This is a genomic window from Kribbella soli, from assembly GCF_004331345.1.
GTDB classification, from domain to species: Bacteria; Actinomycetota; Actinomycetes; order Propionibacteriales; family Kribbellaceae; genus Kribbella; species Kribbella soli.
On record NZ_SJJZ01000002.1, the window covers coordinates 246957 to 261209 of the forward strand.

13 protein-coding genes are annotated in these 14253 nt (G+C 69.6%); 6 read left to right on the top strand and 7 right to left on the bottom strand.

The window, feature by feature from the left end:
- Positions 1 to 39: 39 nt before the first annotated feature.
- Positions 40 to 1974, bottom strand: coding sequence for an FtsX-like permease family protein (locus tag E0H45_RS15330; RefSeq protein ID WP_131338012.1), 1935 nt, complete (start codon positions 1972 to 1974; stop codon positions 40 to 42).
- Positions 1974 to 2741 (bottom strand): ABC transporter ATP-binding protein, encoded by a 768-nt coding sequence (locus E0H45_RS15335; RefSeq protein ID WP_131338013.1) that lies wholly within the window; start codon positions 2739 to 2741, stop codon positions 1974 to 1976. The genes E0H45_RS15330 and E0H45_RS15335 overlap by 1 nt, the downstream gene beginning before the upstream one ends.
- Before the next feature lie 108 nt (positions 2742 to 2849).
- Here E0H45_RS15335 and E0H45_RS15340 point away from each other — a divergent pair, with 108 nt between their 5' ends.
- From E0H45_RS15340 to E0H45_RS15355, 4 genes are read left to right on the top strand one after another with little or no spacing between them, the layout of a single operon-like run.
- Positions 2850 to 4112, top strand: a complete 1263-nt coding sequence (locus tag E0H45_RS15340; protein WP_131338014.1) for a sensor histidine kinase — start codon at positions 2850 to 2852, stop codon at positions 4110 to 4112.
- Positions 4094 to 4747: a response regulator transcription factor gene (locus E0H45_RS15345; protein WP_131338015.1), complete on the top strand. Its 654-nt coding sequence runs from the start codon at positions 4094 to 4096 to the stop codon at positions 4745 to 4747. Before E0H45_RS15340 ends, E0H45_RS15345 begins: the two co-directional genes overlap by 19 nt.
- A gap of 2 nt (positions 4748 to 4749) precedes the next feature.
- On the top strand, positions 4750 to 5166 hold the full coding sequence (locus E0H45_RS15350) for a CoA-binding protein (RefSeq protein ID WP_131338016.1): 417 nt from the start codon (positions 4750 to 4752) through the stop codon (positions 5164 to 5166).
- Positions 5166 to 5588: a TIGR03667 family PPOX class F420-dependent oxidoreductase gene (locus tag E0H45_RS15355; RefSeq protein ID WP_131338017.1), complete on the top strand. Its 423-nt coding sequence runs from the start codon at positions 5166 to 5168 to the stop codon at positions 5586 to 5588. Before E0H45_RS15350 ends, E0H45_RS15355 begins: the two co-directional genes overlap by 1 nt.
- Here the strand turns inward: E0H45_RS15355 and E0H45_RS15360 are convergent.
- The 4 genes from E0H45_RS15360 to E0H45_RS15375 are packed head-to-tail and all read right to left on the bottom strand — an operon-like array spanning position 5585 to position 9360.
- Complete coding sequence (locus E0H45_RS15360) at positions 5585 to 5833, bottom strand: DUF2630 family protein (RefSeq protein WP_131338018.1); 249 nt, start codon at positions 5831 to 5833, stop codon at positions 5585 to 5587. The two genes, E0H45_RS15355 and E0H45_RS15360, sit on opposite strands and share 4 nt — an antisense overlap.
- Positions 5830 to 6597, bottom strand: coding sequence for an ABC transporter permease (locus tag E0H45_RS15365; protein WP_131338019.1), 768 nt, complete (start codon positions 6595 to 6597; stop codon positions 5830 to 5832). Before E0H45_RS15365 ends, E0H45_RS15360 begins: the two co-directional genes overlap by 4 nt.
- A gap of 5 nt (positions 6598 to 6602) precedes the next feature.
- A complete protein-coding gene (locus E0H45_RS15370) occupies positions 6603 to 8303 on the bottom strand; it encodes an AMP-binding protein (protein WP_131338020.1) in 1701 nt (566 codons plus the stop codon).
- Between the two features lie 10 nt (positions 8304 to 8313).
- Positions 8314 to 9360, bottom strand: a complete 1047-nt coding sequence (locus tag E0H45_RS15375; RefSeq protein ID WP_131338021.1) for an ArsB/NhaD family transporter — start codon at positions 9358 to 9360, stop codon at positions 8314 to 8316.
- Positions 9361 to 9520: 160 nt separating this feature from the next.
- On the opposite strand from E0H45_RS15375, the gene E0H45_RS15380 reads away from it, so the two are divergent.
- Positions 9521 to 12220: a bifunctional acetate--CoA ligase family protein/GNAT family N-acetyltransferase gene (locus E0H45_RS15380; protein ID WP_131338022.1), complete on the top strand. Its 2700-nt coding sequence runs from the start codon at positions 9521 to 9523 to the stop codon at positions 12218 to 12220.
- Between the two features lie 345 nt (positions 12221 to 12565).
- On the opposite strand, the gene E0H45_RS15385 is transcribed toward E0H45_RS15380, so the two are convergent.
- Complete coding sequence (locus E0H45_RS15385; RefSeq protein WP_131338023.1) at positions 12566 to 13078, bottom strand: DUF2087 domain-containing protein; 513 nt, start codon at positions 13076 to 13078, stop codon at positions 12566 to 12568.
- Between the two features lie 55 nt (positions 13079 to 13133).
- Here E0H45_RS15385 and E0H45_RS15390 point away from each other — a divergent pair, with 55 nt between their 5' ends.
- Positions 13134 to 14183, top strand: coding sequence for a P1 family peptidase (locus tag E0H45_RS15390; RefSeq protein WP_131338024.1), 1050 nt, complete (start codon positions 13134 to 13136; stop codon positions 14181 to 14183).
- Positions 14184 to 14253: the final 70 nt, after the last annotated feature.

The following is a 14253-nucleotide window of genomic DNA, read 5'->3' on the forward strand; positions in this document are numbered from 1 at the left end:
GCGACCCACCCTGTCGCCGATCTCCTCCCCAGTTGCGGACTAGTCCACCGCTGCGGAGGGCTGCGACCGGCGCAGGAGGTACGTCGTCGGGGCCAGAGCGGACCCTACCGCCAGGATCAGACACAGCGCGCCGATGCCCAGCAGGATGCCCCACGGCACGGTCATCGGTACGTCGGCAACACCCGAGGTCATCGCGTGCCGGATCAGCACCCCGACCGTCACCGTGATGACGGTCCCGAGACTGAGCGCGATCGTTCCGACCAGCGACGACTCCCAGAGGACCATGCGTCGCAGCTGCGCCGGCGTCGCACCGAGCAACCGCGACGTGACGAACTCGTGGCGGCGCTGCAGGCTGCCCATCAGGAGCGTGTTGGCGATCGCGATGGCGCTGTACAGCGCGGCCGGTCCGAGCAGCATGACCAGCCCGAGCCGGTTTCCCTTCCGCACGCCGTCCGCCTGGTCGGCCTCCCAGTCGGTGGCCAGTTGCGCACCGGGAACCTGCTTCACGAGGTCGGCCGGAGCAACCCCGTCGGCGGGCAGCACGAAGCTCCGCTCGGTCTGGGCCTCCGGTGCATGCTTGCGCGCCAGGTCGAGCGGGATCAGGAACGACGGGTTCACGCCGAACGCGTCCTTCACGATCGCGACCACCCGCAGCTTCACCGGTGTCCGGTCGGGGAACACCACCGGGATCTCGTCGCCGACGTGATAGCTCTCGAACCCCGCCATTTCCTTGCTGACAGCAACCGTATTGCCGGTCAGCCCGGCGAGAGATCCGGACCGCACGGTCAGATCCCGGGTCTGCGCCGCGATGGCCGGATCGATCCCCTCGGCGTCCTCCAGTTCGGCGTAGTCGGCCGCGACCCGCACCACTCGAAGCGGCAGTCCCGCATCAACCGCCTTTACCTGAGCGCTGTCAACCGGCGCGGCTCCGGTGACGACGATCGGTGCCCGAACCGCGTCGCGGATGGTCGCCGCCGCACTGTCCGCGGCGAAGCTGAGGCTCAGCACCATGGACCCCGCGATGGCGGAGATGGCGAGGATCGGCGCCGCGAGGGACGCACTGCGCCGCGGCGCGGCGAGCACGTTGCTCCGGGCCAGCCGCCCCGACACCTGCGTCCACGCGACCAGCGGAACCGCCCACAGCCGTCCGACCAGCGGTACGACGAGGGGCGCGAGCAAGGTCAGCGCGATCACCATCACCATCGGCGTGAACATCGCGAGCGGTACGGCGCCCTCGCCGCTGGACGGCCGGATCAGCGTCAGCATCACGATCGCGCCGGCCAGGAACAGCAGCCCGAACACGACCCGCACCGGCCCGATCCGTGGCGGCTCCAGAGCGGCCTCCCGCAACGCGTCGATGGCCCCGACCCGGCCCGCCCGCCGCGCCGCCGAACGGGCACCGAGCATCGCGACCAGCAACCCGGCCGCGACCGCGATCGCGAGCGGAACCCACGGCGACGCCGGCTCCAGCTTGACCGGCGCCAACTCGGTGTACGACGCCCTGCGCAGCAACAGCGGTGTCGCGAGCTGAGCCGCGAGCGCCCCGGTCAGCGATGCGGCGAGCGCGACAGCGAGCGCCTCGCCGAGCACCATCCGGCGGATCTGCCGCGGCGTCGCGCCGATCAGCCGCAGCAGCCCGAACTCCCGGCGCCGCGACGCGACGGCGAACGCGAACGTGCTGGCGATCACGAAGATCGTGATGAACCCGCTGATCGTCCCGACCAAGCTGAGCACGGTCTGCAGACCCGACACGTCGGCGTCCGACAACGGCACCTTCACGTTCTGAGGCGCCGTACCGTCGCCGCCGAGGGTGGTGACGCTGATGCTCGCGGAGGTCGGTCCGTGGTAGGCGATCGTGGCGGCTGTCGCGGTCGCGGCCAGCCCGAGCAGGAACACCCCTACCGCGAGCGCCACGAACGAACCGGCGTACAGCGAGCGGTGCCGGCCGACCGTTTGCCGGCTGAGGAAGAACATCACCCCTCCAGGTCGCTCATCGCCGCCGCGATCTGCGCGGGCGTGGCGCGATCGAGGTGGCCGGCGAGCAGCCCGTCGGACAGGAACAGCACGCGCTCGGCGTACGCGGCCGCCACCGGGTCGTGCGTCACCATCACGACGGTCTGCCCGGCACGGTCGGTTGCCTCGCGCAACAGTCCGAGGATCTGCCGGCTGGTGCCGCTGTCCAGCGCGCCGGTCGGCTCGTCGGCGAAGAACACCGACGGCCGGGTGATCAGCGCCCGCGCGATCGCGACCCGCTGCTGCTGACCGCCGGACAACTCGGCAGGCCGCCGCTTCGCCTTTCCCTCCAGACCGACCTGTTCCAGCACTCGCTGTACGTCGTTCCGTGCCGGGCGGCGACCGGTGAGACGCAGCGGCAGCGCCACGTTGTCGTACACGGTCAGCGACGGCAGCAGGTTGTACGCCTGGAACACGAAACCCATCTCGGCCCGGCGCAGTTTCGTGAGCTCTACCTCGTTCAGTCCGAGGAGAGTGACTCCGTTGAGTACCACGGTCCCGGTCGTCGGATGGTCCAGCCCGGCAGCACACTGCAGCAGCGTCGACTTACCGGAGCCGGACGGGCCCATCACGGCGGTGAACGAGCCGCGCGCGAAGTGGTACGTCACCCCGCGCAGCGCGTCGACCGCCCCGGCCTTGGAACGGTACGTCTTGGTGATGCTGTCCAGCAGCAGCGCAGGCGGCCCGGCCGGTGCGGTGGACGGATAGGTTGGCGCGGTAGCGGTCATGGTTCCAGCAAACCGTCGTACGGCGATCTGGACCCTGGTCCACGGGGGAGACCTGCAGTAGCGCGCACGCTACCGCCCAGAGACCAGAGCCCCGCCTAGGGTTGGGCCATGACCGTGTGGGCTGCGTTGGCGTCGCCGCGCTACGTGATCTCGTCGTGGCCGTGGCGGAGCTATGCGTACCTCTTCACGTCCGTGCCGATGGGTGCGGTGTCGATCGTGGTGCTCGTCGGGTCGGCCGCACTGAGCGCGGTGCTGAGCCCGATCCTGATCGGGATCCTGATGCTGACGGCGTTCCCGCTGATCGGCGCGGCGATCGGATGGGTCGAGCGGCGGCGGGCCGGGCTGATGCTGGTCGACGGCATCAAAAGCCCGCACGCGAAGCTGCCGGCCGGGCTCACGCGGCGGGCGAAGCTGACGTTCCGGCGCCGCGAGCAGGCGTCGATGCGGGCGCTCGGATACGGCTTCGTGCTCGGCGTGTTCGTGTGGCCGTTGAGTGCCTTGTTCGCGGGGATCAGCGCGACCGTCCTGCTCACGACCATCGCGGCGCCGGTGATCGCGGACGGCGACCAGATGGGCATGGGGCCGTGGACGATGGACACGGCGGGGGAAGGGCTGGTGTTCCTGGTCCTGTTCGGCCCGGTGTTCTACGTGGTCAGCTCGTACCTGCTCGGGGTGATCGCCGGCGCGGAGGCGTCGCTCGCGAAGGCGATGCTCGGACCACGGCAGGAGGAGCTGCAGCGGAATCTCGCCGAGCTGCGTCGTTCCCGCCTGGACCTGGTCGACGCGTTCGAGACCGAGCGGGTGCGGATCGAGCGCCACCTGCACGACGGCGTACAGCAGCGGCTGGTCGGGCTCACCATGACGCTCGGTCTGGCCGAGCTGGACCTGCCGGAGGGCGAGGGGAAGCGGTTGGTCGTCAAGGCGCATGGTGAGGCCGAGGCAGCGCTGGCGGATCTGCGGGCCGCCGTACGAGGCATTCATCCGCGGGTCCTGGTGGATCACGGGCTGGAGGCCGCCGTCCGGGAAGTCGCGGATCGGATGCCGCTGCCGGTGACGTTGCAGTTGTCGATCCCGACCCGGTTGCCGGGGCCGATCGAGGCTGCGGCGTACTTCGTCGTCAGTGAGGCGCTCGCGAACGTCGCCAAGCACGCGCAGGCGTCGACGTGCGAGGTGACCGGCTGGGTGGATCGCGACCGGCTCGTCATCACGGTGCAGGACGACGGCGTGGGTGGCGCGCAGCTCGGTGCCGGGACGGGTCTCACCGGGCTGGTGACGCGGTTGGACGCTCTGGGCGGCACACTCGACGTCGACAGCCCACCCGGTGGGCCGACACGACTGAGGATGGAGTGCCCGTGCCGACTCGGCGATTGAGCATCGTGCTGGCGGAAGACTCACTGCTGTTGCGGGAGGGCTTGGCCAGCATCCTGGATCGCGCCGGGCACGAGGTACGGGACGCTGTCGGAGACGGCGACGCGTTGCTGGCCGTTGTGCGGAAGGACCCGCCGGACATGGTGATCACCGACGTACGGATGCCGCCCGGTCACAGCGACGAGGGTCTGCGGGCCGCGGCGGAGATCCGGGCCGAGCTGCCCGCGATCGGGATCCTGGTGCTGTCGCAGTACGTCGCGGACGCCTACCTCTCGTCGTTGCTGGAGACAACGACCGGCGGGATCGGGTACCTGCTGAAGGACCGGGTCGGGCATGTGACCGAGTTCCTCGAGTCGCTGGACCGGGTCGCGGACGGCGGGACCGTTGTCGACCCCGAGGTGGTGCGGCAGTTGCTGGCGCGGCGACGGAACGACGGTCCGCTGTCGGCGCTGACACCCCGCGAGCTGGAGGTGCTCGCGCTGATGGCGGAGGGCCGGGTCAACGGGTCGATCGCGGAGCAGCTGGTCGTGAGTGAGGCCGCCGTCCGCAAGCACGTCGGGAATATCTTCGCCAAGCTGCGGTTGGACGAAGGGTTGGACCGGCGCGTTTCCGCAGTGCTGACGTATTTGAGGGGCTAGTCATGGACGAGGCGATTCGGAAGATCCTGGCCGAGTGCGACACCTGGGCTGTGGTGGGGTTGTCGAACAACACCGGCCGGGCGGCGTACGGCGTGGCGCGGTTCCTGCAGAGTCACGGGAAGCGGATCGTGCCGGTGCATCCGGCGGCGGAGACGGTGCACGGCGAGCAGGGGTACGCGACGCTCGCGGACATCCCGTTCCCGGTGGACTGCGTGGACGTGTTCGTGCGGTCCGAGCTGGCCGGCGACATCGCGGACCAGGCGGTGGGAATCAACGCGAAGGCGGTGTGGTTCCAGCTGGATGTAGTGGATCAGGACGCCTACGCACGGACGACGGACGCGGGTCTCACGATGGTGATGGACCACTGCCCGGCGATCGAGTGGGGACGTCTCGGACCGATCTCTTCCGAAGGGCTCTGATGTTCACGATCGACACGTCCACCGGCTTCGGCAAGCGGATCGCACGGCAGCTCGACGACGAACGCGTGGTCTGGCTGACCACCGTCGCCCCGTCGGGCACACCGGCGCCGACCCCGGTGTGGTTCCTCTGGCACGACGACGAGATCCTGATCAGCAGCGAGCCGGACAAGGCCAAGCTGCGCAACATCGCCGGCCACCCGCAGGTCACGGTCAACTTCAACGCCACCCACACCGGGGGAGACGTCGGCGTCATCTCCGGTACGGCGGTGATCGACGCGGACCCGATCAGCGGCGACGCGCTGGCGGCGTACAACGCGAAATACGCCGATGACATCGCCGGGCTCGGGATGACTCCGGACCAGTTCCACACGTCCTACTCGGTCCTGATCCGGATCACCCCCGAGAAACTGCGCGGTTTCTAGTTCAGGTAGCCCTCGACCGTGTCGCTGGAGCGGGCGGCGGCGTCGTCGGGGTTCTCGCCGAACTCGCGCTTGGCGCGGCGCTGGCGGAGCAGGTCCCAGCACTGGTCCAGCTCGACCTCGAGCGCCCGGAGCCGGGTCTGCTCGTCTGCGTCGTCCACCTGTCCCGCCGCGTGCTTGGTCCGCAGCTCGTGCTCCTCGGCCACCAGTTCGTCGATCCGGCTGAAGATGCTCTTGTCGTCGCTCATGCTGAAACGGTACGCCCGTCCGGAAGCGATGAGCGTGAGAGGAGCTCCGTCACCACCAGGATTGCGATCGCCTCGGCCGCGATCAGCCCGATCAGTACGACGAGTTGGAGGGCGGCTGCCTGTGTCGGTGACGCCCCGCCGAGGACCATGCCGACGAACGCGCCGGGGAGCGTGACGAGGCCGACGGTGCGGGTTTGATCCAGGGCCGGCAGCAGGGCATCGCCCGCGACCGGGCCGACGACGAGTTTGAACGCGTCCGGTTGCAACAGCCCGATCGACAGTCCGGCCTCGAACTCGCCGTACCGGGTGCCGTACTCGCTCAGCACGCGCCGTCCGGCGAGTGTGGTCGCGGTCATCGCGCCGCCGACGATGATGCCGCCCATCGGCAGGATGCTCGCCGGATTGCGCGGTACGACGCCCGGCAGGATCAGCAGCAGCAGTACGGCGAACGCGCCGCTCCCGATCGCGGCCGCGCAGTACAGCCACTGCCGCGGGACGACCACGGTGTGCTGAAGCCGTCGCGTGCTCGTGACCGTCGCGACCACGAACATCAGCAGCACGAACGCGATCGCGCCGAGCGTGTGCTGCAGCGCAATCCCGACCACGGCCCCGACCGCGGCGAGCTGCACGACCGCACGCAACGCCGCCGTGACGATGCCCTTGTCGTGCCGGAGCCCGGCGTACCGCGAGGCTCCGACCCCGATGGCGATCAGCAACGGCAGGACGACGACGGCTGCCCAGCCGAGTCCGGTGTGGAACGACATTGCGCTTACTTGAAGTCCGCCTCGTCGTACGTCTGCCCGCCGGTGCCGCTCTCGACCTTGGCTGCCTCGTCCGCGCGGAGTTCGACCCGCCGGATCTTCCCGGAGATCGTCTTCGGCAGCTCGGCGAACTCGATCCGCCGAATCCGCTTGTACGGCGCCAGGTGCTCACGGCAGAACGCCAGGATCTCCCCGGCGAGCTCACGTGACGGTTCGTGCCCGGCAGCGAGAACGACGTACGCCTTCGGTACGGCGAGCCGCACCGGATCCGGCGACGGTACGACGGCGGCCTCGGCGACGGCCGGGTGCTCGATCAGCACCGACTCCAGCTCGAACGGGGAGATGCGGTAGTCGCTGGCCTTGAACACGTCGTCCGAGCGCCCGACGTACGTGATGTAGCCGTCCTCGTCGCGGCTCGCGACGTCGCCGGTGTGGTAGTGCCCGTTCCGCATCACCTCTGCGGTGAGCTCCTGCGCGTCCCGGTACCCGCGCATCAGCGGAACCGGCGCGGGCGCCAGCTCGATGCAGATCTCGCCGTCGTCGCCGATCTCGTCGGTGGACGGGTCGATCAGCGCAATGCTGTACCCGGGCAGCGGGCGGCCCATCGAGCCGAGCTTCACCGGCTGGCCGGGCGGGTTCCCGATCTGCGCGGTCGTCTCGGTCTGGCCGTACCCGTCCCGGATCGTGATGCCCCACGCGTTACGGACCTGCTCGATCACCTCGGGGTTCAACGGCTCACCGGCCGAGATGCACTCACGGATCCTGACCTCGACCGCGGACAGGTCCGCCTGGATCAGCATCCGCCACACCGTCGGCGGGGCGCAGAACGTGGTCACGCCGTACTCCTGCAGCACCTGCAGCATCTTCTCCGCGTCGAACCGCGTGTAGTTGTAGAGGAAGACGGTCGCACCGGCGTTCCAGGGCGCGAACACGTTGCTCCACGAGTGCTTCGCCCAGCCGGGGGAGGAGACGTTGAGGTGTACGTCGCCGGGCTGCAGGCCGATCCAGTACATCGTCGAGAGGTGGCCGATCGGGTAGCTCACCTGCGTGTGCTCGACCAGCTTCGGCTGGCTCGTCGTACCGGAGGTGAAGTAGAGCAGCAGCGAGTCGTCGGCCGCGGTGTCGACCTCAGGCACCGGACCGTCGTACGTCGTCGAGTCGTCGAAGTTGAGCCAGCCCTCGGCCGTTGAGCCGACGGCGACGCGGATGCAGTTGTCGGCGATCCCGGCGTACCGGCCGGCGTCGGCGCCGCTGGTGACGACGGCGCGGACGTTGCCCCGGGTGATCCGGTCCGCGAGGTCGGCGTCGGTGAGCAGGGTGGTGGCGGGGATCATCACCGCACCGGCGCGGATGCAGCCGAGCATCGTCTCCCACAGCTCGACCTGGTTGCCGAGGACGATCAGCACGCGGTCGCCCGGCTTCAGCCCGGCCGCGGTGAGCCAGCCAGCCACCTGTCGGGACCGCTCGCCCATCTCGGCGTACGTCCGCGAATTGACCTCGCCGTCCTCCTCGACGATCGTCAGCGCGGCCACCTCGGCCTGCTCGACTGAGAGCGCGTCGAACCAGTCACGCGCCCAGTTGAACCGCTCGAACGCCGGCCAGCTGAAGTCCCGGTACGCCGTCTCGTAGTCGTCCCGATGCGCCACCAAGAAGTCGCGCGCGTCCCGGAACTCCCGGGTGACCTCCGAAGTGCTCTGCTCCGTCGCCATGCTCCGCACACTACCTATTCAGGGCGAGTACGGCTCCGGTCACCACGAGTGGCGTGAGAATCAGTCCGCGCCACAGGAACGACCACCAGGAGATGTCCACGCGGGCGGCGTCACAGCGCGCTCTCCACAGCAGTGTGGCGAGCGAGCCCCACAGGGTGAGCAGGCAGCCGCAGTTGACGCCGATGAGCAGTGCGAGCATGCGGTGCGGGCTGTCCGCGGCGACCGGTTCCATGGCGAGGTACGCCGGGAGGTTGTCGAACAGGTTCGCACCGAGAGCAGCGGTCGCGCTCAGTCGCAGCTCGGAGGTGGTGCCGGCGACCCGCCGCAGCAGGTCCTCGAGACCGTGGGAGCTCAGGAACCCCACGACGGTGAACAGCACCACGACGGTTCCGACCAGCTTGAACGGGATCAGCGACCACCTGAGGACGCTGCGCCGCCGTACTGCGAACAGGACGACCAGCACGAGCGCACCGATACTCGCGGGCCACGCCACCTCGATGCCTGAGACGAACGCCGGGCCGAGCAGCAGGCAGACAGCCGCGCAGCCCCAGAACAGGACCTTGTCCTCGACCGCAGGTGTCGGCGGGACGACGTACCGACGGGGCAGGTCGCGGTGGAAGAGTGCGGCGAGCACCACGACGGTGATGAGGATCGCGGCGATCGCAGGCCGCCAGCTGACGGACAGGTAGTTGACGTCCAGCTGGCGGAACGGGTGCAGGGCGAGCAGGTTCGTGAGATTGGACACCGGCAGCAGGAGGGACGCCGTACCGGCCAGCCAGACGGTGGTGAACGCGAACAGCTTGGGCGGGATGTCCAGCTGGCGGGCCATGGACAGCACCACAGGTGTCAGCAGCACCGCGCAGGTGTCCAGAGACAGCACGATCGTGAGGCCGGTTGCCAGTGCGACGACCAGCAGCCAGAGCCGCCAGACCCGGCCGCGGGCGAGGTGCGCGGCCTCCCGCGCCGCGACGTCGAACACCTTGGCCTGGTCGGCCAGCTCGGCGATGACGGTCACAGCGATCAGGAACACCAGCACCGGCGCGATCCGCTCGACCAAATTCGGGTCCTCTCCAGTGGCTGTTTGAGTACGCTGTCAACGTGACTCTCTCGATGCCACGACTCCGTCGCGGCGGGTCATGGGGCTGTTGCTCCCGGTCTTCCCTCGTCGCTCCGGTCGCTGCGCTCCCTGCGCTCCTCAGTCCAGACCGGGAGGCCCCATGACCAAGGGCCAGTATGACCACGAGCCTCCGGACGGCTATCCGGCGGAGTACGAGGCCGATGTCGTCCTGCGGGACGGCGCGACCGCTCACCTGCGGCCGATCACGCCGGACGATGCCGCGCTGCTGGTGGCGTTCTACGCGCGGGTGTCCGAACAGTCGAAGTATTACCGCTTCTTCGCCCCGTACCCGGAACTGTCCGACCGAGACGTGGCGAGGTTCACGCAGGTCGACTACCACCAGCGGCTGGCGCTGATCGTCACGGTCGGTGACGAGATGATCGGCGTCGGACGCTACGAGGGCACCGGCCGGCACACGGCGGAAGTCGCGTTCCTGATCGAGGACGCGCACCAGGGCCGCGGACTCGGGCAGCTCCTGCTCGAGCACCTGGCGCAGGCGGCCCGGGAGAACGGCATCCACCGGTTCGTCGCCGAGGTGCTGCCGGACAACCGGAAGATGATCACGGTCTTCACCGAGGCCGGGTACAAGGTCGCCCGGGAGTTCGAGGACGGCGTGATCATGGTCGAGTTCGACATCGCGCCGACCGACACGTCGTTCGGGGTGATGCAGGCCCGCGAGCAGCGCTCCGAGGCGCTGTCGATCGCGCGGTTGCTGACCCCGTCGTCGGTCGCCGTGATCGGCGCGAGCCGCCGCGAGGGCACGATCGGCAACGCGCTGCTGCGCAACCTCCGCGACGGCGGTTTCCCCGGGCGGCTGTACGCCGTGAACACCGACACGAAAGCGCCCGAGATCGAGGGCGTCCCGGCGTACCCGACGATCCGGGAGGTCGAGGACACCGTCGACCTCGCGGTGGTCGCGGTCAAGGCGGACATGGTCGCCGACGTCGTGCTGGACTGCGCGGCGAAGGGTGTGCGCGGGCTGGTCGTGGTGTCGAGCGGGTTCGCGGAGATCGGTGACGAGGGGCGCAAGCGGCAGCGGTACCTGGTGGGTCTCGCGCGGTCCTACGGCATGCGGGTGATCGGGCCGAACGCGCTCGGTCTGATCAACACCGCGAGCGGCGTCTCGCTGAACGCGACGCTGTCACCGCTGATGCCGAGCAAGGGCCGGGTCGCGTTCTTCTGCCAGTCGGGTGCGCTCGGCGTACCGATCCTCGCCGACATGGTCGGGCGTGGTCTCGGGCTGTCGAGCTTCGTGTCGGCCGGCAACCGGGCGGATGTCTCGGGCAACGACTTGATGCAGTACTGGTACTCCGACGAGGCGACCGAGGTCGTCCTGCTGTACCTGGAGTCGCTCGGCAATCCGCGCAAGTTCAGCCGGGTGGCGCGACGGCTCGCCGGGCGGAAGCCGGTGATCGCGCTGAAGTCCGGGCGCGCCACCCAGGGCGTGCCGGTCGGACAGCTCGTCCGGCGCAGCCATTTGCCGCCGGAGAGCATCGAGTCGATGTTCCGGCAGAGCGGCCTGATCCGCGTGGACACCACCGGCGAGCTGTTCGATGTCGCCCAGCTGCTCGCCCACCAGCCGTTGCCGAAGGGCCGCCGGGTCGCGATCGTCTCGAACTCGGACGCGCTGACGTTGCTCGCCCTCGACACCATGGCCGGCTGCGGCCTCGACGTCGCGGGGGACCCGCGGAACCTGAGCGCCGACGCGACTCCGTCCGACTTCGGTCTCGCGCTGTCCGAGGTGTTCGCCGACGACAAGGTGCACTCGGTCGTCGTGATCTACACACCGCCGGTCCAGTCGAACGGCGGCGAGGTTGCGCAGGTGCTCGCCGCGGCCGCCGCGGGCTCGGACAAGCCGGTGGTGTCGACGTTCCTCGCGTCCCGGAGCGTGCCCGCCGAGTTGCAGGTCCCGGACGAAGACGGCGGCGCTGCGCGTGGCTCGATCCCGTCGTTCCTCAACCCGCAGTACGCCGTCGGCGCGCTGGCGAAGGCGACGCAGTACGCCGAGTGGCGGCGCCGGTCGGACAGCCGGATCCCGGACCTGCCGGACATCGACACCGCCGGGGGAGAAGACTTCGTCGCGGAGTTCCTGCAGCGGCACCCATCAGGCGCGGACCTCGACGAGGCCGACCGGCAGCGGCTGCTGACCTTCTACGGGATCTCGGTGCTGCCGGCGTTCCCGGTGCTGTCCGCGGACGAGGCCGTCGACCGGGCCGCGGACCTCGGGTTCGAGGTGATCCTGAAGGCGACCGCAGAGCAGTGGCGGATGCGGCCGGACCTCGCCGACATCTGGCGGCACATCCACGACGAGGAAGACATGCGCGCGGCCTGGGCGGAGATGACGCACACGTTCGGGGTCGCGTCGGACCCGGGGCGGGCGCAGTTCGTCGTACAGAAGATGGCGCCGCCGGGCGTACCGGTGGTGATCTCGACGATCGAGGACGTGTCGTTCGGGCCGGTGGTGACGTTCGGGCTGTCCGGCGTCGCGACGGATCTGCTCGGCGACCGCTCGTACCGGATGCCGCCGCTCACCACCCGCGACGCGGCCGAGATGGTGCGCGAGGTGAAGGCCGCGCCGCTGCTGTACGGCTACCGCGGCTCGGACCCCGTGGACATCCCGGCGATCGAGGACCTCCTGCACCGGGTGTCCCGCCTGACGCTCGACCTCGAGGAGGTCGTCCGCCTGGACCTCCGCTCGGTCCTGGTCGCCGCCCAGGGTGCGACCGTCCTCGACACCAGGATCCGCATCGCCCCGAACGAGAAGCCCCGCCAGGACACCCCGGCCCGCCGACTCACCTGACCCCGTCGTCAGGACCCACCACGACCCACTGTTCGTCGGTCCCAGGCGCGGCGGCCTGGCTCGCTTTGGCGGAGGGTTTCCAGCAAATCAGTGGAGGGTTTCTGGCGCTATCGCAGGAAAAACCCTCCTACCAACCACCATCAACGTCAGGTCGCAGCCCATCAGAACTTCGCTCACCGCCCGCACTCACCTGTAGGTGCAGTCCGTCAACAGCTGCAGGTCGACAGTACGTATATGTCTACTACCCGTCACCGCGCACCGGGTCGCAGACCGAATCGCCCGACAGTGGACGTATACGTACTGTCGCCCTGCAAAACCTAGGCTCAGCCGAGGAGAGCGACCCGCTTATCGCGTGCGTGTGTAGATGCTGTTTTCGCGGTTGAGAAGCTTGGCGTCGACGAGGCCTCGGCGGAGGGCGGCGTGGTCGGGGTGCCAGCGGTTGAGGAGCTCGTTGACCTCGGCTTCGGGGTACGGGCGACCTACCTCGAAGCTCTGCACGATGTACTCGAGGACGATCTGGTACTTGTCCGGGAACGTCGGGAAGTGGGTCAGCCGTCCGTCGCGGACGAACGACTTCAGCACGTTGTCGCGCGCCGGATCGGCATCCAGCGGAACCCGCTCCGGCCGGCTCTCCCGTACGGCGTCCTTGAACGCGCCCTCGTCAGCCGTGAACCCGTCCCGGTCCGCCGTGATCAGCCCGCCCTTGGTCAGCCGCTGCAGCGCCTTCACCACGACCGGCTCGGGGAGTCCGGTGCTCCCGGCAACCTGCCCGGGAGTGGAGGCGCCGAGGACGATGGCGGAGTACGTCCGCAACCTCGACGGTTCGGCCAGCAGACCACAGAGCTGATCGGTGTTCATGTCTTTCACGCTAACGCTCACCGCAACCCGATATCGGCATGAAAAGATCGGGCGCATGCAGCCCGGACCGCAGAACGCGATCACCGATGTCCCTGGAGTCCTGGTCGGTCAGGTCGAACGCGTCGACCCGCCGTACCTGACCGGCACGACGGTGGTGCACGTGCCGGGAACGGCCGTCGCCGGGGTCGATGTCCGCGGTGGCGCACCCGGCACCCGCGAGACCGACCTGCTCGCACCGGTGAACTCGAACGGCGGCGTGAACGCGATCGTCCTGACCGGCGGCAGCGCGTTCGGGCTCGACACGGCCGGCAGTGTGATGCGCTGGCTGGAGGAGCGCGGCGAGGGCGTCCGCGTCGGCCAGGGCGAGTACGACGTGGTGCCGATCGTCCCGGCCGCGGTGATCTTCGACCTCGCCCGCGGCGGCGACTTCAAGGCCCGGCCCGAGCCGTCCTGGGGAGCGGACGCGATCGCCGCCGCCACCGACGGTCCGGTTGCCCTGGGCAACCATGGCGCCGGGACCGGCGCCCGGGCCCGTTCGCTGAAGGGCGGCGTCGGCTCGGCGAGCGTCCGGCTCGACGACGGTACGACGGTCGGCGCACTGGTGATCGTGAACGCGGCCGGCTCCACGGTCGATGCCGACGGCAACCTGTACGGCGCCCGTCTCGGACTCGGCGACGAGTTCGCGCACCTGCGGACCCCGGTCGAGCCGCCGCCTCCCGCCGCGCCGGGACGCAACCTCATCCCGGGCCCGTCGATGAACACGGTCATCGCGATCGTGGCCACCGACGTACCGCTGGACAAGGCCGCGACCCACCGGATGGCGATGATCGCGCACGACGGGCTGGCGCGGGCGATCGACCCGATCCACACCCTCGTCGACGGCGACAGCATCTTCGCGCTCTCGACCCAGACGTCGGACGAGCCGCGGCTGAGCGTGACCGACCCGACCGCGCTCGGCCAGCTGGAGACCGTGTACGCCGCCGGCGCGCGGACGCTGTCGCGGGCGATCGTGCACGCGATGCTGAACGCCGAGTCGGTGCAGACCCCGGCCGGGACGATCCCCAGCTACCGCGACGCCTATCCGTCGGCGTTTCCTACTGATTGACGTACGACTTGGGTCGTACGCCGTACTGTCGAAAGGCACCGGAATGCGACCGCAAGACCCGTCTGCGGGC

Excerpts from the sequence above, each read along its gene's own strand:
- E0H45_RS15380 (WP_131338022.1), top strand. The coding sequence starts at position 9,521 with ATGACCAAGGGCCAGTATGACCACGAGCCTCCGGACGGCTATCCGGCG.
- E0H45_RS15330 (WP_131338012.1), bottom strand. The coding sequence starts at position 1,974 with ATGTTCTTCCTCAGCCGGCAAACGGTCGGCCGGCACCGCTCGCTGTAC.
- E0H45_RS15385 (WP_131338023.1), bottom strand. The coding sequence starts at position 13,078 with ATGAACACCGATCAGCTCTGTGGTCTGCTGGCCGAACCGTCGAGGTTG.
- E0H45_RS15350 (WP_131338016.1), top strand. The coding sequence starts at position 4,750 with ATGGACGAGGCGATTCGGAAGATCCTGGCCGAGTGCGACACCTGGGCT.
- E0H45_RS15365 (WP_131338019.1), bottom strand. The coding sequence starts at position 6,597 with ATGTCGTTCCACACCGGACTCGGCTGGGCAGCCGTCGTCGTCCTGCCG.
- E0H45_RS15390 (WP_131338024.1), top strand. The coding sequence starts at position 13,134 with ATGCAGCCCGGACCGCAGAACGCGATCACCGATGTCCCTGGAGTCCTG.
- E0H45_RS15360 (WP_131338018.1), bottom strand. The coding sequence starts at position 5,833 with ATGAGCGACGACAAGAGCATCTTCAGCCGGATCGACGAACTGGTGGCC.
- E0H45_RS15370 (WP_131338020.1), bottom strand. The coding sequence starts at position 8,303 with ATGGCGACGGAGCAGAGCACTTCGGAGGTCACCCGGGAGTTCCGGGAC.
- E0H45_RS15335 (WP_131338013.1), bottom strand. The coding sequence starts at position 2,741 with ATGACCGCTACCGCGCCAACCTATCCGTCCACCGCACCGGCCGGGCCG.
- E0H45_RS15340 (WP_131338014.1), top strand. The coding sequence starts at position 2,850 with ATGACCGTGTGGGCTGCGTTGGCGTCGCCGCGCTACGTGATCTCGTCG.
- E0H45_RS15355 (WP_131338017.1), top strand. The coding sequence starts at position 5,166 with ATGTTCACGATCGACACGTCCACCGGCTTCGGCAAGCGGATCGCACGG.